The organism is Halalkalibaculum sp. DA384, from assembly GCF_043951955.1.
GTDB lineage: Bacteria > Bacteroidota > Rhodothermia > Balneolales > Balneolaceae > JAMQKA01.
Genome location: NZ_JBINJE010000005.1, coordinates 40,584 through 63,479 on the forward strand (window position 1 = coordinate 40,584; position 22,896 = coordinate 63,479).

The 22,896-nt window shown below is 51.4% G+C and carries 17 protein-coding genes; 10 read left to right on the forward strand and 7 right to left on the reverse strand.

Annotated elements, in window-relative coordinates:
* Positions 1 to 181: 181 nt before the first annotated feature.
* Positions 182 to 808, reverse strand: coding sequence for a CPBP family intramembrane glutamic endopeptidase (locus ACG2E4_RS04560; protein WP_395275830.1), 627 nt, complete (start codon positions 806 to 808; stop codon positions 182 to 184).
* Between the two features lie 439 nt (positions 809 to 1,247).
* Between ACG2E4_RS04560 and ACG2E4_RS04565 the strand changes: the two genes are divergently transcribed.
* The 5 genes from ACG2E4_RS04565 (at position 1,248) to ACG2E4_RS04585 (ending at position 6,343) form a co-directional block, all read left to right on the forward strand.
* Entirely contained in the window at positions 1,248 to 2,717 is a 1,470-nt protein-coding gene (locus tag ACG2E4_RS04565; protein WP_395275831.1) for a GNAT family N-acetyltransferase, read from the forward strand.
* The gene (locus tag ACG2E4_RS04570) at positions 2,695 to 2,979 is read left to right on the forward strand and encodes a hypothetical protein (protein WP_395275832.1); all 285 of its coding nucleotides are present in this window, start codon (positions 2,695 to 2,697) and stop codon (positions 2,977 to 2,979) included. Before ACG2E4_RS04565 ends, ACG2E4_RS04570 begins: the two co-directional genes overlap by 23 nt.
* Before the next feature lie 17 nt (positions 2,980 to 2,996).
* A complete protein-coding gene (locus tag ACG2E4_RS04575) occupies positions 2,997 to 3,599 on the forward strand; it encodes a flavin reductase family protein (protein WP_395275833.1) in 603 nt (200 codons plus the stop codon).
* 3 nt (positions 3,600 to 3,602) lie between these two features.
* Positions 3,603 to 4,775 (forward strand): M20 family metallopeptidase, encoded by a 1,173-nt coding sequence (locus tag ACG2E4_RS04580; RefSeq protein ID WP_395258322.1) that lies wholly within the window; start codon positions 3,603 to 3,605, stop codon positions 4,773 to 4,775.
* Between the two features lie 296 nt (positions 4,776 to 5,071).
* Positions 5,072 to 6,343: an MgtC/SapB family protein gene (locus ACG2E4_RS04585; RefSeq protein WP_395275834.1), complete on the forward strand. Its 1,272-nt coding sequence runs from the start codon at positions 5,072 to 5,074 to the stop codon at positions 6,341 to 6,343.
* 17 nt (positions 6,344 to 6,360) lie between these two features.
* Here ACG2E4_RS04585 and ACG2E4_RS04590 read toward each other — a convergent pair whose 3' ends face one another.
* Positions 6,361 to 7,251 carry a sialate O-acetylesterase gene (locus tag ACG2E4_RS04590; RefSeq protein ID WP_395275835.1) on the reverse strand — a complete coding sequence of 297 codons (891 nt, stop codon included), beginning with the start codon at positions 7,249 to 7,251 and terminating at the stop codon, positions 6,361 to 6,363.
* A gap of 605 nt (positions 7,252 to 7,856) precedes the next feature.
* On the opposite strand from ACG2E4_RS04590, the gene carA reads away from it, so the two are divergent.
* The gene (gene carA, locus ACG2E4_RS04595; protein ID WP_395275836.1) at positions 7,857 to 8,975 is read left to right on the forward strand and encodes a glutamine-hydrolyzing carbamoyl-phosphate synthase small subunit; all 1,119 of its coding nucleotides are present in this window, start codon (positions 7,857 to 7,859) and stop codon (positions 8,973 to 8,975) included.
* A 102-nt stretch (positions 8,976 to 9,077) separates the two neighbouring features.
* Positions 9,078 to 11,915 carry a carbamoyl-phosphate synthase large subunit gene (gene carB / locus ACG2E4_RS04600; RefSeq protein WP_395275837.1) on the forward strand — a complete coding sequence of 946 codons (2,838 nt, stop codon included), beginning with the start codon at positions 9,078 to 9,080 and terminating at the stop codon, positions 11,913 to 11,915.
* A 285-nt stretch (positions 11,916 to 12,200) separates the two neighbouring features.
* On the opposite strand, the gene ACG2E4_RS04605 is transcribed toward carB, so the two are convergent.
* The 5 genes from ACG2E4_RS04605 to ACG2E4_RS04625 form a co-directional block, all read right to left on the reverse strand.
* The gene (locus tag ACG2E4_RS04605; RefSeq protein WP_395275838.1) at positions 12,201 to 14,741 is read right to left on the reverse strand and encodes a DUF5916 domain-containing protein; all 2,541 of its coding nucleotides are present in this window, start codon (positions 14,739 to 14,741) and stop codon (positions 12,201 to 12,203) included.
* A 464-nt stretch (positions 14,742 to 15,205) separates the two neighbouring features.
* Positions 15,206 to 15,367: a hypothetical protein gene (locus ACG2E4_RS04610; protein WP_395275839.1), complete on the reverse strand. Its 162-nt coding sequence runs from the start codon at positions 15,365 to 15,367 to the stop codon at positions 15,206 to 15,208.
* 47 nt (positions 15,368 to 15,414) lie between these two features.
* Positions 15,415 to 16,749 (reverse strand): hypothetical protein, encoded by a 1,335-nt coding sequence (locus ACG2E4_RS04615; protein ID WP_395275840.1) that lies wholly within the window; start codon positions 16,747 to 16,749, stop codon positions 15,415 to 15,417.
* Complete coding sequence (locus ACG2E4_RS04620; RefSeq protein ID WP_395275841.1) at positions 16,746 to 17,099, reverse strand: hypothetical protein; 354 nt, start codon at positions 17,097 to 17,099, stop codon at positions 16,746 to 16,748. Before ACG2E4_RS04620 ends, ACG2E4_RS04615 begins: the two co-directional genes overlap by 4 nt.
* 2 nt (positions 17,100 to 17,101) lie before the next feature.
* A complete protein-coding gene (locus ACG2E4_RS04625; RefSeq protein ID WP_395275842.1) occupies positions 17,102 to 18,226 on the reverse strand; it encodes a hypothetical protein in 1,125 nt (374 codons plus the stop codon).
* 322 nt (positions 18,227 to 18,548) lie between these two features.
* On the opposite strand from ACG2E4_RS04625, the gene recQ reads away from it, so the two are divergent.
* From recQ to ACG2E4_RS04640, 3 genes are all read left to right on the forward strand, one after another.
* Positions 18,549 to 20,735, forward strand: a complete 2,187-nt coding sequence (recQ, locus tag ACG2E4_RS04630) for a DNA helicase RecQ (RefSeq protein ID WP_395258344.1) — start codon at positions 18,549 to 18,551, stop codon at positions 20,733 to 20,735.
* 231 nt (positions 20,736 to 20,966) lie between these two features.
* Positions 20,967 to 21,779 carry an alpha/beta fold hydrolase gene (locus ACG2E4_RS04635; protein WP_395275843.1) on the forward strand — a complete coding sequence of 271 codons (813 nt, stop codon included), beginning with the start codon at positions 20,967 to 20,969 and terminating at the stop codon, positions 21,777 to 21,779.
* Between the two features lie 11 nt (positions 21,780 to 21,790).
* The gene (locus ACG2E4_RS04640) at positions 21,791 to 22,873 is read left to right on the forward strand and encodes a PAS domain-containing sensor histidine kinase (RefSeq protein ID WP_395275844.1); all 1,083 of its coding nucleotides are present in this window, start codon (positions 21,791 to 21,793) and stop codon (positions 22,871 to 22,873) included.
* Positions 22,874 to 22,896 lie beyond the last annotated feature (23 nt).

The following is a 22,896-nucleotide window of genomic DNA, read 5'->3' on the forward strand; positions in this document are numbered from 1 at the left end:
TACATATTCTAAATTATGTGTCTGATTAAACGTTTGTGAAATCTCATTTCAGAGAGCTTTGAAAAATCCTCAGTTCCTCGTTCTGAGTTGTACTCCCATTTAAAAGACCTGCAAAGTGGTGCAACCACCTCCCAGCAAAATAGCAGGTTCTGCAAAGGTCCCTGTTAACAAAACCGTGCCCTCACGGCGTTTGCCCGGATCGACTCATAGATCCATCGGCCACCAGGTACAGCATAATCAGATCATATACGGCATGAGCTGTCATCGCCGCAGCCAGACCCGCATATTCAAATAGATATCCCAGTCCCATGCTGAGACCAAACATCATGGCACCGAAGACCCAATGTCCTGGTTTCTGAAATTTGAAGTAGCCGTGGATACCGACAAAGATCACAGACGTGACCCAAATGCCAACCAGGGGCTGAATGGCTCCGCGGAACAGGAGCTCCTCCCCTGTCCCGGCAAACAGGGAGAGCTGAACACAGTCAAACTTTGTCAACGGCGTATTTTTAAGGGCCCGAACAATGTAGAAGTCGTCAAGGACGCCGGCGACCGGCGGCCTTTTCATCAGGAACGTGACGACTGCAGCCCCCGCACCTCCCGCAACCCCACCGGTCCACAACTGGTTACTTAAAGAGAAGCCGTGTTCAAATGCAGAAACAAGTTCAGTTTTGTGAAAAAAATAGAATATGAGCCAGGCCAGCAACAAGTACACAACCGCAGACCCGACCGAAAGGAGCAGTAAATTGCGTTTCGGAATCTGCAGGTGTCTCCCGGGCTCATCATTTATATCTGGTTTGTCAGTCATCAATGGTGTCGATTTTCTGGTATTTTTCCCCGATTCAGGCAGCTTTAATTTAATGTATTCTGCGGTTAACTTTTTGCCCGCTCTCTGCTGGAAAGGAACCGATCACCACAGTAGGGGAAACGCCCACAATGAGGTCGGGAATAGCATGCTTAACCTTTGTCTGTCTATCACCTATTGTTAGTGTCAATAAAACAGATCAGCCCGGGGCAACCCTTGAGCGCTGATACCGGAAAAACAGATGTCGCATAATACAACCTCGCTCTGTTTAATTTCGTACTTCGAAGTGTCGGTTCAATCATAATCCTTCATGATTTTCCTGGTTCTTTTTCCTCATGAATTGTTTAACTGTACATTGGGGAACAGCCAGGGGAAATGGGGAGGGGACTGGAATTGCAAAAAAACGGCAGTACAACAAAATCATAAAGATTCAGAATTCTGAATGGAAGCTTATTTATACCTGGAAGCTCACATAAAGGCGATTGAGCCGGTGACCGACTTTACCTACAAATGGTGCACCAGCATGGGGATGCAGCCGGATGAAGCCGCACGATTCAGCCTTGCGGTGGATGAACTGCTGACCGACATGATTCTTTTCGCCTATCCCGATACCGACGGTTACATGGAGCTCTGGTTTCGCTACTCTCTTCCTCAGCTCGAGATTATCATACAGGAGTCCGGGGAGCCGTTCGCCCCCGACAACTACCAATACTCGCGGAAGAAAGCCCTGGACAGCGGTGATTTTGAAGGGGCCGGGCTGGAACTGGTTCGCAATTTGACCGATCATTTCCTCTTCCTGAACCGTGGCCGTGACGGCAAGGAGTTTCGGCTGGCCAAGCAGCTGACAGAACAGAGCTACTCGAACTTACAAAAGGAGGAGACTGCCGGGCCCGACGCCCCAAAGCAGAAAGAAACAGAATACACCTTAGACTCGGTAACCAAAGAAGATGCCGAAGATATTGCCAAACTCATCTACCGGTCATACGACTACTCCTACAGCAAGGAAGACCTCTATTTCCCGAAACAGAATGAGCTGGCGATTGAGCACGGGAAGAAGTTCGGTACCATCGTGCGAACGGGCAGCGGCCGACCGGCAGGCTATTTTGCCGTTATCAAAGCCCCCGACTCCCTGGTCGGCGAAGTGGGAGAAGCGGTCGTTTCTCCGCCACACCGTAAACAGGGGCTGATGAAACGGATGATGGGCAGACTGATCGAAATGAGCAGAGAGAGGGGCCTCCAGGGCCTGTATGGGCTCGCACTGACCGTCCACACGATCAGCCAGAAAGTGAACCACTCCTTCGGGTTTGGCAGCACGGCACTGCTGGTGGCGGTCACCCGCGGCTCCGGGCACCAGGATAGTACTGCGGGCAACACCCAGCCCAAATCGATCCTGGTCGATTTCCTGCCACTGGTCGACCAGTGGAACCGGACCATTGTTCTGCCGGACCGTTACCGCGGAATCCTCCGCCAGATCTACCGGCAGTTTGAAGAAACCTGCACTCTGGAAGAACCCGCAACTCCCGGCCCGCAAGGCCAAAGCGAGACCGAGATGAATCTGGAATTCACCTATAAAAACAAGACGGCCACCGTGGTGGTCTCCAGTATCGGCAACCAGTTTATTACTGCCGCCGAAAGCATGATGCGCAGCCTGGCAGAGGTGGACCTCCACGCCATCTATTTCGATATTCCATTGCAGGATTCCCCCAACAGCGAGGCCGTGGAGTGGCTTCGCAGGAACCGGTTCATTTTTGCGGGCCTGATGCCGATGAACCACCGGGAGCAGGACTACCTCCGCATGCAGAAACTCCTGGTTCCGATCAATTTTGACCTGATTGAGGTCTATTCGGATACGGCCCGGAACATAAAAACCTTTATCAAGGATGAATATAATGCAGTATACCAGGAGCAATAGTCGACTGACCGTACAACTTGAAAGCGATTTCAACCTGAATGCAGTGCGAGAAATCAAGACATTGTGGGACGGGCGGGAAGAGCTGCATATTGACCTTCAGCAAGCACGATTTGTTAATACCGAGGCTGTCATATTCATCCACAAGCTGCTCCAAGGTCGCACCAGAGTGCGACTGAAAAATCCCCCGAAAATCTTTTTCGAAGTACTGCACATTTTGGGCCTGCACGAAATCTGGGATCTTGAAAACATCATACAGCGGTAACTCAAACACCCATCACTATGGAAAACAATGATCAGTCAACCGTCTCCCTTGACCTGGAAACGCTCTGGGATCACGTCTTTACCGTGCATCCCCTTGTAATCATCGGGTCAATGGACGACGAGGAAACCCCAAACTTTGCTCCAAAACATATGGCGTTCCCGGTAGGGTGGGATCGTTATTTCGGATTTGTCTGCACCCCGGCCCACAGTACCTACCAGAATATCAGGAATTTTGACGAGTTTACGGTTACCTATCCCAAACCCGATCAAGTCATTTTTACCAGCCTGACCGCCACCCGGCGCCGGGAGGATGATACCAAGCCCGAGCTTGAAACCATCCCGCGTTTTGCGGCATCAACCGTGGCGCCCTTCTTCCTAAAAGAGGGATACTTCTATCTTGAATGCCGACTGCACAACATTATTGACGGTTTTGGGGAGAACAGCCTTATCCTGGGTGAAGTGGTGAAGGCGCATGCTGATGAGGACTATATCCGGAAAAATGCACGTGACGACAATGAATTGATCTATAATCATCCTCTCATGGCCTACCTGAACCCGGGGCGTTTTGCGGTCGTGGATGAATCGCAGGCATTCCCATTCCCGAAAAAATTCAGGAAATAATCGATGGTTGATCAAGATACGGCAACACGTATTTTAAAAACCTGCCAGGAGGAGGAATCCTGGTTCCTGGACCTGCTGGAGCAGCTGGTAAAGATAGAAACACCACCCCACGAGCCGCATTCACACCGCACCCTGTTCGAGCAGATCCAGAGTGTATTGACCGACCTGAACTTTACGAGCTCGGTTTACCCGGGGGATACCAGCGGAGGACAGCTTTATGCGCGGCCATCGCCCCCCCAGGCAGGCGGGTACCAGCTGATGCTTGGCCATATCGATACCGTCTGGCCGGCGGGAACCCTAGAGAGCATGCCGTTCGCCCGGAATGGAAATGTCATCACCGGTCCCGGCATCTACGACATGAAAGCCGGCGTCACCATGATGCTGACAGCCCTGAAAGTGCTAAAAGAACTCGGTATCGATCCGCCTCTTCAACCGATCCTTTTCATAAATTCAGACGAGGAAACCGGCAGTACCGATTCCAAAAAACGGATCACCTGGCTGGCCCGGGTCGTACATCGGGTGTTTGTACTTGAACCGTCGATGGGCAGGGACGGGAGGATTAAAACACGCCGCAAGGGAGTGGGACACTTTGTACTGCGGGTTACCGGGAAATCCTCCCACGCCGGACTGGAACCGGAAAAGGGACGGAGCGCGATCCTCGAACTTTCGTACCTGATCCAGCAGCTTTTTCAGCTAAATGACCCGGAACACGGCATTACCGTCAACGTGGGCAAAGTTGACGGGGGTATCCGAACGAACGTAGTGGCCCCGGAAAGCTCGGCTGATGTCGACGTCCGCGTCCTGAACAAGAAAGATGCCCGGAAAATTGAAGAAGCAATCAAAAACTTGTCCCCCTCCACCCCGGAGGTATCGGTAGATATTTCGGGAGGATTCGGCCGCGAGCCGATGACCCAAAACGAGCGTAATCGCCGGTTATGGCACACCGCCAAAGCCCACGGCCGCTTGCTGGGGATGGAGCTCAAACAAGCCACTTCCGGCGGTGCTTCGGACGGCAACCTGACCAGCCAGCATGCCGCCACCCTGGACGGCCTCGGAGCCGTTGGCGAAGGAGCACACAGTCCGGATGAAAAAATATTCCTGGAAGAGACGGTCCGGCGCACGGCTCTGCTTGCCCTGCTCCTTTTGACGCCCGACCCGGAAAAATTCACAGGTTGACCGCAGAAGCTTTATTTTACTTAGGGTTTCGCAAAACCCTAAAATCTTCGTTCTGAGGAAGTTGTACTCCCGTTTAAAGGTCACCAAGGTCGGTGGTACAACCCCTCCCAACAAAATAGCAGGTTCTGCAAAGATTCCTTACTATTCTTAACCTCGGCATTCGGTATAATAATCCGACCTTCATCATTTTATTGCACAATAACCGGAGACAGAACGAACGCGCATATATTCCGGATTTAAATCAGCGATGGGGAAAACCAAAACTCCCGATCATCAAATGTAAATCGGTATTATAGATGGAAACAGAAGCGGCGGTACTGTGGAACTTGCTTTCGGCCCTCGGTGTGGGACTGCTCATCGGTATTGAGCGCGGGTGGACCGGGCGCAAGGAGGATGAAGGAGACCGCGTGGCCGGAATCCGGACCTTCAGCCTTGTGGGACTTCTCGGGGGACTTTCCGCCGAGATGACCCACTATATCGCGGATTGGTTCCTGGGGGTGATCCTGCTGGCCCTTGCGGCCCTCATTGTCACCTCCTATATGGTTGAAGCCACCGTCCGCGAAGACAAGGATGTCGGTATTACCACCGAAATAGCACTCTTGCTGACGTTTGCTCTGGGTGCCTGGGCAACCAGTGACTATCGTATTTATGCCCTTGGAGCGGCCGTACTGGTGATGGTTCTTCTCAGCCTAAAACCGGTACTGCACCGATGGCTTCGCATGATTGAGGTCAAAGAAATCTATGCCGGTATCAAACTGTTGGTCATCTCCGTTCTGTTCCTGCCTCTCCTTCCCAACAGGGGCTACGGTCCCTGGGAAACCCTTAATCCCTATTGGATATGGTGGATGGTGGTGCTTATTTCGGGCCTTTCGTTTGCCGGATATGTTCTTATCAAGTACAAGGGAGAACGGCTGGGCACCCTGTTGACCTCGATCACCGGGGGACTGGCCTCCTCCACAGCGGTTACGCTCAGCCTGGCCCAGTTTGCACGCCAGCAAAAACAGGCGCTCAGCACTATCTTTATCGCCGGGGTGCTGGTCGCTTCTTCCATCATGTTCGTCAGGGTGGCTGTTGAGGTCGCCATCGTAAATGCAGAGCTGTTGCATCCCCTCTGGATCCCGCTCGCAGTAATGCTGGTACTGACCGCGGGTGGTGGGATTTGGCTATGGAGTCGCCACAAGGAGTTATCCCGGGACCAACCGACCCTTGAACTGAAAAACCCACTCCAGCTTTTCACAGCTATCCAATTTGGACTGCTGCTGGGACTTATCCTGCTGCTGGCAACGGCGATGGAAAAGTGGTACGGCAATCAGGGGATATACCTGCTGGCTCTCTTTTCCGGGCTGATGGATGTCGATGCGATTACGCTCTCCCTCTCCCGCATGGCACAAAATGAAACCGATCCCCAGGTTGCGGTATCAGGCATCATAATTGCAGTAATTGCCAATACTTTTGTCAAAGCGGGCCTCTTTGTCTTTTGGGCGGGATTCAGGAAAAGCAAGTCCCTGATATGGCTCGTACTCATGATTTCAGCAGCTGGAGTCCTCTCACTGATTCCCTTTGTGTGACGCCAGTTCTCCCCTGATTATGAGACCAGTTCAGCCATCGCCTCCGCCATTCGCCGGCCCAGCTCAATATATGTTTGGCTGTCGTAATGCCAGGGATCGATCCATCCGTGCCCTTCCGGGGGGCGAACAAAGGCCGCACAGGCATCATTACCTGCCACCTTTTCCTGGGCTTGCCGGACAATACCCGCCCACGGCAGGGCCGGACGCCCCTCTTCCCGGCCGGTTTCTGAAACACCGGCGATGACAACCGGAAGCTGGGGATGGCCCGTCAGCTTTCGCATGCGACCAATGATCTTTTCCAGGTTTTCCTCATATGCCTCCGCGATCTCCTTTGTATAAGCAGCGTCACTCTCTCCCTGCACCCAAAGTATACCGGCCGGGCTCAACTTCAGGACCTCTCCATCCCGGTCACGACCGGCGCGGGAAACTGCCCGCCGATAGTGATATTTGAAATGTGTCCACTGGTTGACATCCTCAACATCCGGATCCCAGCAACCCCAGTCATCAGGCGTCTCCGGGTGAATGGAGGAGCCACTCCTGGCGTATTTTAAAAGAGCCACTCCCCGGCCTGCATGGAGGGTACGAATACGAGCTGCAAATGCCAGCTCCGGACCAAAGCGGCCGGAGGGGAGGCTCATCTCCCCCTCCTCATTCCTGGTAAAACGGTGCCCGTACCCGTGACCGGGACCAAGCTCCACCCATCGTCCGATATCCTCTGGCGGCTCCCCGTCATCTTTGCGGTTGGGATTGTAGATAAGGACATTCTCCTGCGTGCGGTTAAGATCGGGGGGCAGTTCCGAGACAAATCCCATGCCGTCCATATTCGACTGACCCGCAAGGATATACAGCGGATAGCTTCCGGAGCTGGATTCTTTTTCGAGGGATGAACGGGAAATATCATCAGTCATCGGCTTACAGGCTCATTGTAAAGAGGATAACTCGGCACTCCGTGAAAAGTACGCCGAGTTCGGTATAACAGCAATTCCACCAGCGAAAGGAGTTTTACCAACCCGCTGCTGGTGTCACGCCAGATCCCGGATCTCGACCTTTCACTGACGTGTGAACACGGATACTACCGCACTGCACAGACAGATCAGGTAAAGGGTGGTATAGAACCTCCTGCTTTGTTGGGAGTTGATTTTACTGGGGGGGGGGGGCAAGCAGACGTACAACGTCTTAAAAACGACAAATCGAGTATTCCCTCCTCCCTAAAACCCTCTAAAAGCGAGTCTCCACGTTTTTAAAAAATGCGTTGAATATAGAGTAGGGAGTTTATATATTTGACCAGTTTTGGACTTAATTACGTGAACACTCAAAACGACCTGCATTTGTTTTATAAAATGAAGCCGGATGCGATACCCAAATCATGCTTTTTAAAGCATTGGGCTTCTCTTTTCAAAAAATTTTTGATCAACACACTTCACCCTTCTTTCTCTCAATCCGACACATTTTTTGTTGTCGGATTTTTTTTAGATATAAACCGCAACCCGTTAACAACACTCCATCAAAGATAATGTCCCTTTACCCTCGCGATAAAGCCATAATTGCACTTTCCGACGGTACCGTCGAACATGGATACGCCATCGGCAAGAAAGGTACCACCGGTGGTGAACTCTGTTTCAACACCAGCATGACCGGGTACCAGGAAATATTTACCGACCCCAGCTACTACGGGCAGCTTATGATGATGACCTATCCCCATATCGGAAACTACGGCACCATGAGCCGCGACGATGAAGCCCGAAAAGTGATGATCGCCGGACTCATTGTACGCTCGTTTTCATGGGAGTTCAGCAATCCCCAGGCCGACGGCAGCCTTCAGGAATACCTGAAACGAAATGAACTCGTTGGCATCACCGGTGTCGACACCCGCAAACTGGTACGCCACATACGGGCCAAGGGCGTCATGAATGCGGTCATTTCGTCGGAAGAACTGGATGAAGAAAAACTTGTTAAAAAAGCCCGGGAATGGCCACAGATGAAAGGGCTGGAACTGGCCACCAAGGTAACCCGGCAGGAACCGCAGACCATCCACAGCGACGGTCCCTACAAAGTGGCCGCTTTTGATTACGGAATCAAACAGAATATTATCAACAACCTGAACAAGCGCGGGTGCACACTGCGTATTTTTCCCGCCAAAGGGGATTACATCGATGAGATCGAGGAATGGAATCCCGATGGCTTTTTCTTCAGTAACGGACCCGGCGATCCCGATGCCACCAGCCAGTACGCCCTCGAAACCGTCAAATATGCCAAGGAGACCGGCAAGCCGATGTTCGGCATCTGCCTGGGGCACCAGCTGATGGCCCTCTCTGAAGGGATCCCGACCATGAAAATGTATGTCGGCCACCGGGGAGCCAACCAGCCGGTGAAAAACCAGGAAACCGGGAACGTGGAGATTACCACGCAGAACCACGGATTTGCCGTAGACGAAGATGCACTCGACGAATCAAAAGTGGAAATCACCCATGTGAACCTGAATGACGATACCATTGAGGGCCTCCGTTTTAAAAACTTTCCGGGATTCTCCGTGCAATATCACCCGGAGGCGTCTCCCGGCCCGCACGACTCTTCCTATCTCTTTGACCAATTCCTGGATATGATCCGGGAGCATAAGGAAGAGCTGGTTTAGACCAGTCCGCAACCACACGGGCGCGGGCCTGTAGCGCTCCAACCGACCTGTGCCTCACATAAATCCAAATTTGATCAAAAGAACAGAACCCTAAAAAATAAAATGCCAAGACGCGACGACATCCACAAAATTCTCATTATCGGTTCAGGACCCATCGTAATTGGACAAGCTTGCGAATTCGACTATTCCGGATCACAGGCATGTCGCTCACTGATGGAAGACGGCTACGAGGTCGTGCTTATCAACTCGAACCCGGCCACCATCATGACCGACCCCCTTATGGCCGACGAGGTCTACCTGAAACCGCTGACTACCGATTCTATCAAGGAAATTGTAGAAAAGGAATCTCCTGATGCCGTTCTCCCCACCATGGGCGGGCAAACCGGACTAAACCTGACGCGGGACCTGCAGCAGGAAAACTTCTGGGAAGAAAACGGCATCGAGATCATCGGTGTCAACATCGACGCTGTCGAGATCACCGAAGACCGGCAGGCGTTCCGCGACCTGATGGACGAGATCGACATTCCGCAGTGCCACAGCCGCATCGCCGATTCCCTGCTGGAGGCCAAGGAGATTACCGAAGAGCTGGGCGGCCTCCCGATTGTCATCCGCCCCTCTTTTACGATGGGCGGCGACGGGGGCGGTATCGTCTGGAGCGAGGATGAGTTTGAACGCAAGGTCCTGCGGGGGCTGGAGTTGAGTCCCGTTCACCAGGTGCTGATCGAGGAAAGCATCTTCGGGTGGAAAGAGTACGAGCTGGAGCTGCTGCGCGATCCCAACGACACGGTCGTCATTGTCTGTACCGTGGAGAATATCGACCCGATGGGCGTGCACACCGGTGACTCGGTGACCGTGGCCCCCTCCCAGACGCTGACCGACAAGCAATTCCAGATGCTGCGCGATGCCGCCATAAAGATGATGAACTCCATCGGCGAGTTTGCCGGGGGGTGTAACGTGCAGTTTGCCGTGGAACCGGGCTCCGACCGTTTTGTGGCGATTGAGATCAACCCGCGCGTCAGCCGCTCCTCTGCCCTGGCCTCCAAGGCCACCGGCTACCCGATCGCCAAAATTGCAACCAAGCTCGCGGTCGGTTACGACCTGCACGAACTTCCAAACCCGATCACCGGCGTATCCTCCGCCTGCTTTGAACCCTCCATCGACTATGTCATTGTAAAGGCGCCCCGCTTCAACTTCGATAAATTTCCCGGCGTGGATGAAGAACTGACCACCCAGATGAAGGCGGTGGGCGAAGTGATGTCGATCGGGCGAAACTTCCCGGAAGCCCTTAACAAAGCCTGGCAGTCGCTCGAAATCGGTCGTGCCGGTCTCGGGGCTGACGGATACGAGGAGATCGACCGTAAAACCGTGCGGGAACGCCTCATGAAACCGTACTGGGACCGGCTCCTGAATATACGTCACGCCTTCAAGCTGGGAGCCTCGGTTGAAGAAATTGCCGATATTACCAAGGTCGACCCCTGGTTCCTCCAGCAGATCCGGTACATGGTTTCACTCGAAAACCGAACAGAGGGCCAGTCGCTGGACAGCATCAGCAAAGACGACCTCTACGAGCTTAAACAAGCCGGTTTCAGCGATACCCAGATCGCCTGGATGCTGAGCCAGAGTAACGGCCCGGTAAGTGAATATGATGTACGGGAAAGACGAAAAGAGCTCGGACTCAAGCCGGTCTTTAAGGTTGTGGATACCTGTGCGGCCGAGTTTCCCGCCGAGACTCCCTACTTCTACTCTTCATACGAGGGCGAAAACGAAAGCGAAGTCTCCGACAGGAAAAAGGTGCTGATCCTCGGCAGCGGACCAAACCGCATCGGGCAGGGTATTGAATTTGACTATACCTGTGTGCATGCTGTAGCAGCCGTCCAGGAGATGGGCTACGAGGCGATTATGGTCAACTGTAATCCCGAGACCGTCTCCACCGACTTCGATATTGCGGACAAGCTATACTTCGAACCGGTGTACTGGGAGCGCGTGCTCGATATTATCGAGTATGAACAGCCGGAGGGCGTGATCCTGCAAGTGGGCGGGCAGACCGCACTCAAGCTCGGCAAGCGCTTTGTAGAGGAGGGCATCAAGATTTTCGGAACGCCGTTCGAAAAGATCAATTTTGCCGAAGATCGCGGTGCATTCTCCGACTTTCTTGAACGACTCGATATCCCGTTCCCGGACTACGGCACCGCCCGAACAGTCGAAGGCGCCCTGGATGTGGCCCGGGAGATCGGCTACCCGGTCCTTATTCGTCCCAGCTATGTACTCGGGGGGCAGGGTATGCGCATCGCTATCAAAGAGGAAGAACTCAGGGGATATACCGAATCGATCCTGAAAACCCACCCGGAAAACGACTTCCTGATCGACCGCTTCCTTGAAGATGCGGTTGAGGTGGATGTAGATGCGGTTTATGACGGCGACCAGCTGCATATCGCCGGCATCATGCAGCATATTGAACCGGCGGGCGTCCACTCGGGCGACTCTACCGCGGTAATCCCGACCTACTCCCTGAGCGATACTGCCCTCGATAAAATCAAGGAGTACCACGAAAAGATCGCCAGCAACATGGGCATTATCGGGTTCCTGAATGTGCAGTATGCCGTAAAAGGGGACCAGGTATATGTACTTGAGGCCAACCCGCGCTCTACCCGTACCATCCCGTTCCTGGCCAAAGCCACACAGCGGCCAGAGGCGCGTATTGCGGTGAAGGTGATGCTGGGGGCCAAGCTCAAAGACTTCCCGGAAGAAGATCTCAAATCCAAGCTGACCAAGTGGGCGATCAAGGAGCCGGTATTCCCCTTCAACAAATTCCCGGAAGTCAAGAAAGAACTGGGACCCGAGATGAAGTCGACCGGTGAAACAATCTACTTTGCCGAAGATTTCAACGACGAGCACTTCAAAAAGCCGTACGAGTTCAAGAACCTGTACCTGAGCAAGTAGGATTGCCTTTTATACTTCAAATCGCAAGATCCATCCTGACAACTTCGGGGTGGATCTTTTTTTGTTGAGGAGGGGGCAAAAAGTCAAGGTTGCTCTTTTCCGGATACAGGGATCACTTTGGGATCAAGCCAAAGGGAACATCTCGATTGGGAGAACAGCCCTATTTCTTGTCGGGGCCTTTTCATCCACTTTCCTTGTTCATTTTCTACCGGAAAAAACGCAATAATCATCAGGTGATTTTTTTGCGTTCCCTCCGCCTTGCCGCAACCTGGACTTCTCTCTTGATCAATACAAAAAGGTGTACTCTATCTTCAGCAGCAGAGCATTTTCGGGAAAGATCTCAAAGGTATCGTTGATACGTTGACTGATAGAACGCCCATACGGGGAGCGGCCGTACGGAGCCAGGGGATTCAGGCTTTCCCGCAACTGACGACCGTGGGTCCAAACCAGATAGATATTGGAACCCGGCTGATATTCCCAGCGCAGTACGACGTTTGACTGAAGACTACTCAACGAGAACTCTGATCGCTTCGGGTAGGACGAATATCCTGCCAGTTGGTCCCAGTCCTGCATAATCTTGAAATCCTGGTAACGCCCCCGGGCTAAAAACAGCTGACTGTAGAGTTGCAGCGAAAGTTTTGGGGTAAAGGTTACGTCGCTGCGCAGGGTGAGATCGAGCGAGCGGGTGTCGCGCCGGCCAAATACCGGGGTGTACCAGGCGTTGCCGTTATAAGGTGAAATATTTGCAAAAATGGTATTCAGGCGGCCCTGGTTCTCCAGTGTTCTGTACTCACCGTCGGCAAGCTGATCCGGCGAGGCCGAGCGCTCTCCAATCTCCCACTCGGAGCCGGTATATCGGAACGACTCGTTGGAAGCCCAGGCCGTGACATCTTCTTCCCATTCCCCCTCCAGGTTCGCATACAGGTTCAACCGGGTCCCGATATTCCAGTCGCCCCAGAACCCAAAAGCATATCCCTGTCCTCCATCTTCATGCCAGGTGTAGGATGCCTCTGGCTGTACCTGCCACTGACGGCGTTCGTCGGTGTTAAATTCCCCCACAAGCTGGTAGGAGGCAGGCCGTGCCCAGGGACCCAGTCCACGCGTTTCAAACAGGTCATATCCTCCAAACGGGCGTTCGATATTCATGCCAAACTCGATTTCCTGGAACTCCATGGTCATCCAGGAAGACGTAAGTTCAAGTGAGAATCCCAAATTGAGCCTCTCGTCATAGGAAAATTGCTGAATGCCAAATGCTTCGACGTCAGCACGTCGCAGGGGTCCGAATGGCTCCCCCCTGTTGATTTGGTATTCTAACCGGTATAGATTGGCGATAAAATTATTCTCCCTTAGCTGGCCGATATCGTTGGGATCAAATTCATCCCCAAACAGATCCAGCCCAACAAAACCGTTTAGGATACCCTGGCGCTTTCGGAGCCAGACTTTCCCGGCCATCCCGGTGCTGGAGCTTCGGCCCGGGGCTGTCCAGTTTCGGTGGGTAAAGGCCGAAAACCCTTCCACCCCGTAGCGGTTGTCAAGGAAACGAATATCCCAGTCAACTCCCCCGCTGGCAGTTTGAATCCGCCCGGTACCGTCGGGCGAAGGAGCATCATAGCCGGTTACTATCGCTCCGGCCTCTGAAACGGAGCCGATCTGCTGGCGTACCCGTGCCGCCCCGTAATTGCGGCTCGGGTCAAAATCACTGCCCGAAGTGGCCCCGAGAATACCAAAAGAAGTTCCACTTTCGGTTCGGCCAGACAGCTTTGTCGCCCCGATAATGGGTGCCTCTGCACCGATCCGACGGGTATACAGCAGTTCACCGGGTCCCACGGAAAATTCGTAAATCTGTATCCCTTCAATAAAAAAGGGTCGCTTCTCGTCAAAAAAAGTTTCAAACGCTGTAAGATTGAGCACCGCCGGATCGGATTCCACCTGTCCGAAATCCGGGTTGATCGTGGCGTCGAGGGTAATGTTCGGTCCAAGACCGATCTTGAGATCTCCACCCAGGTCCATATTTGTACTGACATCGGCCCGGCCGGGATCCTGCAGGCTCTCCTGCGAGGTGAGTCCGGCAACGGTATAGGGCCTCACCTGGATATTGGGTTTCGGCTCAATATTCTCGATTTGAGTCAACCGGCCGAACCGGGCCACCAGGTTAGATCGGTCCGCCCGGGAAACCAGTGGCCACTCTACTACTTCCCCCAGCCTCGGAATGCGGCGGGTAAAATGGATACCCCATGTCTGGAGATCGGTATCAGGAAAACGCAACATGCTGTTGGGAATTCTCATCTCCACAACCCAGCCTTCATCGTTAACCGAAACGGCGGATTCCCACACCGCATCCCAGGAAGGATCCATGCCGGGCGGGGCATCCCCTCCCCCGCCACCGCCTCCCGAACGAAGAGCATCAAACTGGACCCCGGCAGCATTCAGTCCAAATGTGTAAGCAGTTCGTTTGTTAAAGTATGAATCAATAGATACCAGAAACCAGTCGGCCTGATTATACTCATCCCGTCGGCCCAGCGTCTGTTGTATTTCGGATGGCCTTTGATCATGGAGTATCGCCCCTATATAAACATTCCCCTCTCCGTACAACACCCGGACTTCAGTACGTTGGGAGGCGGGGGAACCCTCATTCGGTTCAAACTGCTGAAACCCGGTAACCGGTTGTGCCTCTTTCCAAATAGCCTCGTCCAGCATGCCATTAATTGAAACCGGTTCATCGATTTTTGTTGCAGGAATCTCACTATTACCCTGGGCAAAATTGACATCCACCTGAATAAAGAGCAGTAAAATGAACGCTATAACCAGAAATCTGTATATAAACATGGCATGACTGTTAAAGGCATGTAAAATATTGACTTGTCCGATAAATTAAGTTTTTCGTTGTATTTGATCCAAAATTGAAGTTTAACAGCCTCTTTATATAACGAACTTGGAAAACCTGTATAAACTTTAAGAGACCTTTGCAGAACCTGCTATTTTGTTGGGAGGTAGTTGTACTACCGACCTTGGTGACTTTAACGGGAGTACAACTCCCTCGGAACGAAGAAGTGAGGGTTTTGCAAAACCCTCTTTAAAACAATGGCTTTTTAGCCTGGATTATTCACCAATATTTTTTCATCTGCATGACGAAGTTGAAATAGTGAGTGAAACGTATTCCTATACGTTGAATGAGCTATCTCAACTTCAACCAAGCACAAAGAAAAAATCCGCCGTGCCGGGAAAAGGATAAAATCAAATATCTTTCTTTACTACAAGCTAACCTAATTTTTAAACACTGATGTATGGTATCAATGAATATTATTCGTGAATAATCCGGGTTCGTAGCTCAATCCATAGCCAAAAGGATACAAGGTATGCTCCCCGGGGTCTCCCGGAGCGTCGGAATCCTGCTCAATGACCGAAACGACAGCTTTCCCTGTGGAGGGTAGCTGGCCTGTCAATACATCCATAATAGCCGCGTCGCGCACACCAAAGGCAGCCAATAGGGCGCCTTGGCCTACTCACTTATATCCTCCCGTGTAGGTCCTCCAAAACCGAAATTGAGTGAGAGCAGGGAAACCAGGGTATTTTCCGAATTAACGGTCGACTCGAAGCTGTCTCCAAGGCTGTAGGTCAGTGCCAACCGATCGTTCAGGCGATACACGAAGGTCCCGATTGCCTGAAAATCGGAGCGGCCAGCTTTGCGAAACAGCTGGTTGCCTTGCTGATCCCTGCCAGCCGGGATGAGCGCGTTTCCACTTCGTCCCACGGCCTCTATTTGCAAAGAGAAGCGGTCGAAATCTCCCGCAACGGCGATCCCGTAATCAAAATTATGCTCAAATACCTCGGAGGTGGGAAAGTACTCTTTGTAATAACCGGTATTGTAGGTCTCAAAACGGAATACCCCCATGAGCTTCAATCTGCTCATATCATCTTTAAACCGGTAGGAAGGGGTGACCCAAAGTGCATGACGCGGGGCCACCGCCGAGCTGAAGTTATTGGCGGGAAAATTCAGAAAAAATCCATAAGCCACATCCAACGAAAATCCCTGCCGGTTTTTAATATAGGCTTTAAAATTATCAAACACCTGCTGTGCATTCAGCTTCCTGTCCGCTTCCGTCAGGTTCTGGTCCACCATATTCATAAAGGCATCCAAAAACCCATCCACGTCGCTGTTATAGGTCGGAAGTGTGCTACTGTCGGCCAATATGGTGTTAACCTGAGCCTCAATCAGCTGTGTGGAATCCACCATATACAGATCCTCAAGTGCATCCGCTATCACCGGGCGGATGGCCCCGATAAAATCTGACCTGCTCTGGATCTCCGGTTGAAAAACCAGCTGATTGGCCCCGGCCCCGATCCTGGCCTGCACCTTTTGATTTTTCGCTATCTGCCGGCGAAATCGGTCTATTACCTCGCGATCTTTTTTATTCCCAATATAAAGGGTGGTGCGGTATCCAGCGCTTAACCCGCTGGTGGCAGTACTGTCTGCAAGACGAAAATTCTGGGTCGTGGCCATCGAAAAAGAGGAATTTCGCACTATTTGACCGCTCCAGACATTTTGCGGGTAGAGATATTCTTCGATGCTCAGGCTGTGGTCACTGGCCCAGTACGGGGTGAACTCGATACCAAAATCGTTAGGCAGGACTGTTTCGCCCCTGCTGTTGAGAAAATTGGAAAAAAGAGCTGCTTCCAGGGCGCTATAGGATTTGGGAGAGAGCACGGACTGGGGCTGCACACCAATTAATGCCGAGGCTGGAGAGCTCGGGGCGGTTATATCCTCAAGACGATCTTGTGCAAATGCAACCGATGCCAAACAACTAATGACCAGAACAAAGACAAGACGTCTCATTTGTTGGGAAATTTAATTGCCAGTACAATGTAGGGACGCTCCTCTTCCGACTTTTCATTCGAGTGCTCAACAATCAGCTTGTCATTGATTTTATAGTTGATTCGAACATGATCCTCTTCGGGTACAGGATTTGCCACATCTGAAAAACAGATCGTCTGGGTATCGCGCAGGTCCATCCCCTTGCCAAGGAGCCTTGTACCTTCTCCCTCAATTTCGGGATCATTGTCCCCGGGCGTATTTATCACGGTTTGCACCATGTTTCCGTCGGAAACGAACTCCACTGTAAGCTGCACATCCTCATCATCTGCAACCGGAAATTCCAGGTCTTTATAGCGATAGGTTTTACGCATACTTACTTAGGTTGGGTTGCGGTATCTTTTCCTTTTGTAATCTCATTCTTGAGGTTGATCACTCTCTTCAACAGGTCGAACCAAAATGGAGCTCCAAGACTGATCGCTACGGCTGTTACGGCCCAGCCGATCACCCGTAACACCCAATCCCAAAATCCGGTATTGCCGGACAGGTTTCCCCATCCCAGTCCAAGTACTGATGAAACCTGTTCAATATCTTCTTGCACGAGCGCGTGTATCGTTTCATAGCTGCGGTTTATCTGTGCCAGGGTCGGATACGCGGCATTAACAGAGTCGACGCAAGCCGCGGTGTTACCACAATGCTCGTACTGGCTCCGCAGGAAATCACGGATGGCATGACCGTTTTCGAGGGTATCGCTGGTAATTGCTGTGGTTCCGGAGGTATCTGTGACAGTGACCTCTACAACCACGCCCTCTTCCAGGTTGTGAGACTCAATAAATCCCTGGGCCTGCTGCACAACCGCTCTCCTCGTTTCCGGATTATTGGCCAGTGTCTTAAAAATTGAAATGGAATCAACATTGAAACCCGCGGCGGTCAGAAATCCCAGCGCCAGCAATACATACCGAAGTTTTTGCTTGTACCATTCGCTGGTATACGCCATAATTTCATTGAACCAGTCTTCAATCTCATTGCGGAGGACCTCAATCTCTCCATCGGCCCGTTTATATATTTTTTCCAAAAACGGCGCTTGCCTGAACAGCTCGTCCCGCTGCTTCTTATCCCGGATAATCTCTATCAGGGTATCGGCGAATGTAGTTGGAGAAATTTCTGAGGGGTAGGCGTTGTTGGTAATTTTCTTCTTCAGGTCATCGCCCCTGACGTCAATATCTCTTGAAAACTTTGTCCTGATCCACAAATAAATTCCCCAAAAAGGGGTGCCATAAAAAAAGCTCGAACGGTATTTGGTCTTGTTGATCTTCGGGTTCTCGTAAAATTGATCGCGCAGGGCTTTCCCGATCATCCGTTCTATTGAAAAACGCAGCTCTTTGCCCCGTATCTTCAGGAACTGGTTGATGATTTCATTCACAATGCTCACAAACAAGCTGAAGAGCAGGTATACAAATATAAGACCGATGACGACCTCGAGAGCTTCTATCCCAAACATAATCCCTGCAGTTAAATAATATTGAAGATGAGTCTAAGTACTGAGTCAGGACAGATGTGCTGCTTTAATCAAACATTCCCATCTGCCCAGCAGATCTAAAAGGATAATTATCAACTACTTAAATCACAACTACATTTTACCCGAACCCCTTTTTTCGCGCATTCTAAATTTTCATATTGGGATTTGCGGTGTTCTGATTTGGCCCCGTATTAACTCTGGAAAATCCCTTGTTTTTCAACAACCTGTTTTCATCAACTTGAAGTAAAAATTGAAGGATTATATCATTATTATTGTACCGTAAAATTAACGCTTAATACAGGTTATGATACAAAAAGCACGAGAGGCGCTGACCAACATTTTCGGATTTAAGGATTTTCGTCCCCTGCAGGAGGAGGTTATCGATCACGTGTTACAAAAGAACGATGCCCTTGTGGTCATGCCCACCGGCGGGGGGAAATCGCTGTGTTACCAGATTCCCGCCCTTATCTTTGACGGCCTCACTATTGTTGTCTCTCCCCTGATCTCGCTGATGAAGGACCAGGTGGAACAACTCGAGCAGTTCAATATTAATGCCGTATACCTGAACAGTACACTCGCACCCCGGGAATACCGTCATAATATCAATTTATTAAAGCGTGGCGAGGTCTCCATGCTCTACCTGGCCCCTGAAACACTGATGCTCGAGCGCACCATGCGACTGCTCGAAACGCTCGAGATCGCGTGTTTCACCATTGACGAAGCCCACTGCATCTCCGAATGGGGGCACGATTTCAGGCCGGAATACCGGCAGCTGGCCGATGTGCGCACCAACTTTCCGAATGCAGTAACGATTGCCCTTACAGCTACAGCGACGCCCCGCGTGCAGCAGGATATCAAGGCTACCTTGCAGCTCAAGGAGACAGAGACCTTCATCGCCAGCTTCAACAGGGCCAACCTGTTCCTGGAAATCCGTGACAAGTATCGGCCGCTGGAGCAGGTCCTGGACTTCCTGGAGAACCACAAAAAGCAGTCGGGCATCATCTACTGCTTCTCCCGCCGCCAGGTTGACGAGCTGGCGGGTGACCTGGAGCATGAAGGATACTCGGTCCGCCCGTATCACGCGGGGCTTGCCGAACATGAACGAAGTCGCCACCAGGAGGCCTTTATCCGGGATGATGTGAATATCATAGTGGCGACGGTGGCTTTTGGGATGGGGATTAACAAGCCGGATGTCCGCTTTGTCATCCACCACGACATGCCCCAAAATATTGAATCCTATTACCAGCAGATCGGGCGGGCGGGTCGCGACGGCCTGCGCGCCGACTGCCTGATGCTGTTCAGCTATTCTGATATCAATAAAATAAAGTACTTCATCGACCAGAAAAGCGGCAAGGAACAGCGGGTGGCACGCCGGCACCTGAACGCCCTGCTCCAGTTTATTGAAAACAACGCGTGCCGTCGTATTCCGCTAATGGATTATTTTGGAGAAACCTATCCCTCCGACAGCTGTGACATGTGTGACAACTGTGTCGGCGATGTCCGGGAGGTGGAGGACCTGACAGTACCGGCTCAGAAATTTCTCTCTTGTGTGGTCCGCACCGAACAACTATTCGGAGCCAGCCATATCGCCAATATATTGCGCGGATCAAACGCCAGGAAAGTAAAAGAACACGGCCACCAGCAACTTTCCACGCATGGTATTGGCCGGGAATACTCCAAAAAACAGTGGAGCAAGCTGGCACAGCAGCTCGTTATCCACGGGTACCTCAGGCGCGATCCCGAATACGGGAGCCTCAAACTTACACAGGAGGGTGTCAATCTGCTCAAGGGAGAGGCTACCCTGTACGGCCGGGTTAAAACCCAACAGCCTGATCGCCCTGACCGGTCGTCGGGCAAAACTGTACCGGCGGATCAACTGGACTACGATGAAGAACTGTTCCAGCTGCTGAGAAAAAAACGAAAGGAACTTGCTGACGAAGACGATGTCCCCCCCTATATCATTTTTCCCGATACCACGCTCATAGAGATGGCTCACTACTTTCCGCAGGGAGAACAAAACATGCGGAAAATTCACGGTGTCGGTTCCGCTAAATTGAAAAAATATGGGGATATATTCAGTAAAATTATTGAAGCCTACTGTGACGAAAAGGGAATCCGGGAAAAACCGAAATCCTCAGGCAGTACGAACAGAACCGATCGTTCGGGGCGAACCGGCCGTAAACGTCACCATGAAGTTGGCGATGCCTATAACAAAGGGAAGTCGATTCCCTCACTTATGAATTCGTATGACGTCAAACTTTCTACTATTCTGAACAACCTGCGAAAATACGCTTCTGAAGGGCATGCACTGCGTTCCGACGGACTCCTTGAAATCACGGAACTGGACGAGCAGCAGATCAGCGAGGTAATGGAGGCGTACAGCACCGTGGGTACCGAACTGTTGCGCCCGGTTCATGATGAATTGAACGGCAACATAAGCTACAAAGAACTCAAGATTATAAGACTTTATTACCTGGCAACAACGGGATAAAATCGGCAGTGACGCCTGCCGCGACAGAATCATCGCAATAGGGCCTTGAAAAGAACCTTTTTTTGCAGTCAAAAAAATTGCATTGAGTCCCGGGCATTCGCCGGACGAGCAAACCAGTCGTTTTGACGAGTTACCCCGCGGGCAGTCTCAATCCCATTCAAAGGAAAAATGATGCGTTTCTGTCAAATATTTACGATTTTTTAAAAAAGTTAAAAAACACTTATCTGTTCCATGAATAAGAGCATCTTGTCCAGAAATAATGTTCATGTTTCAGGAGAGGGTGACCAGCCAATGATATTTGGCAATGGATTCGGCTGTGATCAGCATATGTGGCGCTACATCGTCCCCGATTTTCAGCAAAACTACCGAACTATCTTATTTGACTATGTGGGTTCCGGCGATTCTGATGTTGAGGCCTACAACTCTGAACGGTACAGTTCTCTTGGTGGATATTCACGTGATCTCATAGAGATAATGGATGCGATGAAACTTGATGACATCATCTTTGTCGGGCACTCGGTCAGCTGTATGATCGGTATGCTCGCTGCCATCCAGCGACCCGAACGGTTTCACCGGCTTATAATGATTGGGCCGTCAGCCTGTTACCTCAACGATCCTCCGGACTACCACGGCGGGTTTGATCGCGAAACCATAGAAGAACTGCTCAACCTGATGGAGAAAAACTACATTGGATGGGCCACCACATTCGCACCGGAGGTTATGAAAAACCGGGATCGTCCTGAACTGTCGGAAGAGTTGAAAGAAAACTTCTGCAGCACCGACCCGCTGATTGCCCGCGAGTTTGCGGAAGTCACCTTTCTGTCAGACAATCGCGATGACCTGGAAAACTGCACGATTCCCACACTCCTTATCCAATGCGCCGATGACGCCATCGCCCCGGTAGAAGCGGGCAAATTTATCCACAAAAAAATTCCCTACAGCAGCTTTGACCTGCTTCCGGTGAGCGGGCATTGTCCGCACCTGAGTCATCCCTCCAAGACAATCGAGTCGATTAATCGCTATTTGAATTCCGAAACCGATTAAATGTGAAAAATATGATAGACAACATACCGGGTGGTTTTTTGGCGCTTGATGACGAAGGAATTATAAAAGCGGTGAATGAGAGATCCTGTACCCTGACTGGATACAAGAAAACAGAGTTGATCAATTCGCATGTCAAACGGATCCTCACCCCCGGTTCAACGATTTTTTTCCAAACACATCTATACCCGCTTATCAAAATAGAGCACCATGCAAAGGAGATCTACCTTTCCCTGCTCTCGGCAGAGAAGGAGAAGATTCCTGTACTGGTCAACGCCGAGAAAAAGGATGTTGAAGACGGTTCGTCGCTCTATTGCTGCCTGGTACTGCCGGTGGAACGGCGCTCCGAGTATGAGGACCAGCTTCTACATGCCAAAAAGAAGGCCGAAAAGAAGAGTGAGCAGAAGGAGAGGTTTCTCTCCATGATATCTCATGAACTCCGGACTCCCCTCAACACGATTCTGGGAATGGTGGATTTGCTGAGTGAAGAGCTGAACGGGAATGCCGGGAATGAGGAGCGAGAATATCTGAGTCTTATTAAGAGTGCCGGCAAAAACCTGGGGCGACTGGCTGACGACATCCTCAATTTTGCCAAGCTTGAGACCGGTTATTTTGAAATAGCCAAAGAGCCTTTCTCCCTGGAGGAAGCAATAATAAAGGCATACATGATGGCCATGCGCAAAGCCGATGAAAAAGGAATTAAATTAATTCGTCATCAGAAAACGGAACTCACAGTACATGCTGATGCCGACCGCCTGCAACAAATATTGTTGAACCTGCTTTATAATGCGATAAAGTTCACCGACAGAGGGGGAATCGTTCAGTTGCATACGGATCAGGATGATCAATTTGCATATATCTATGTTAAAGACAACGGCATCGGCATGAGTGCCGATAAGCAGGACCGTATTTTTGATCCTTTTGTACAGATAGAGCATAACAGCCACACGGGCAACGACAGCGGATTCGGGCTGGGGCTGCCCATCAGCCGGAAGCTAGCCAGGCTGATGGGAGGCGATTTACAGGTCGAGAGTACACCGGGACGCGGCTCCGTTTTCACGGTACGCCTGCCAATTGCCGAGTCTCCCGCCAGCTGAACCCAATTTGTCAAAAACAGCAA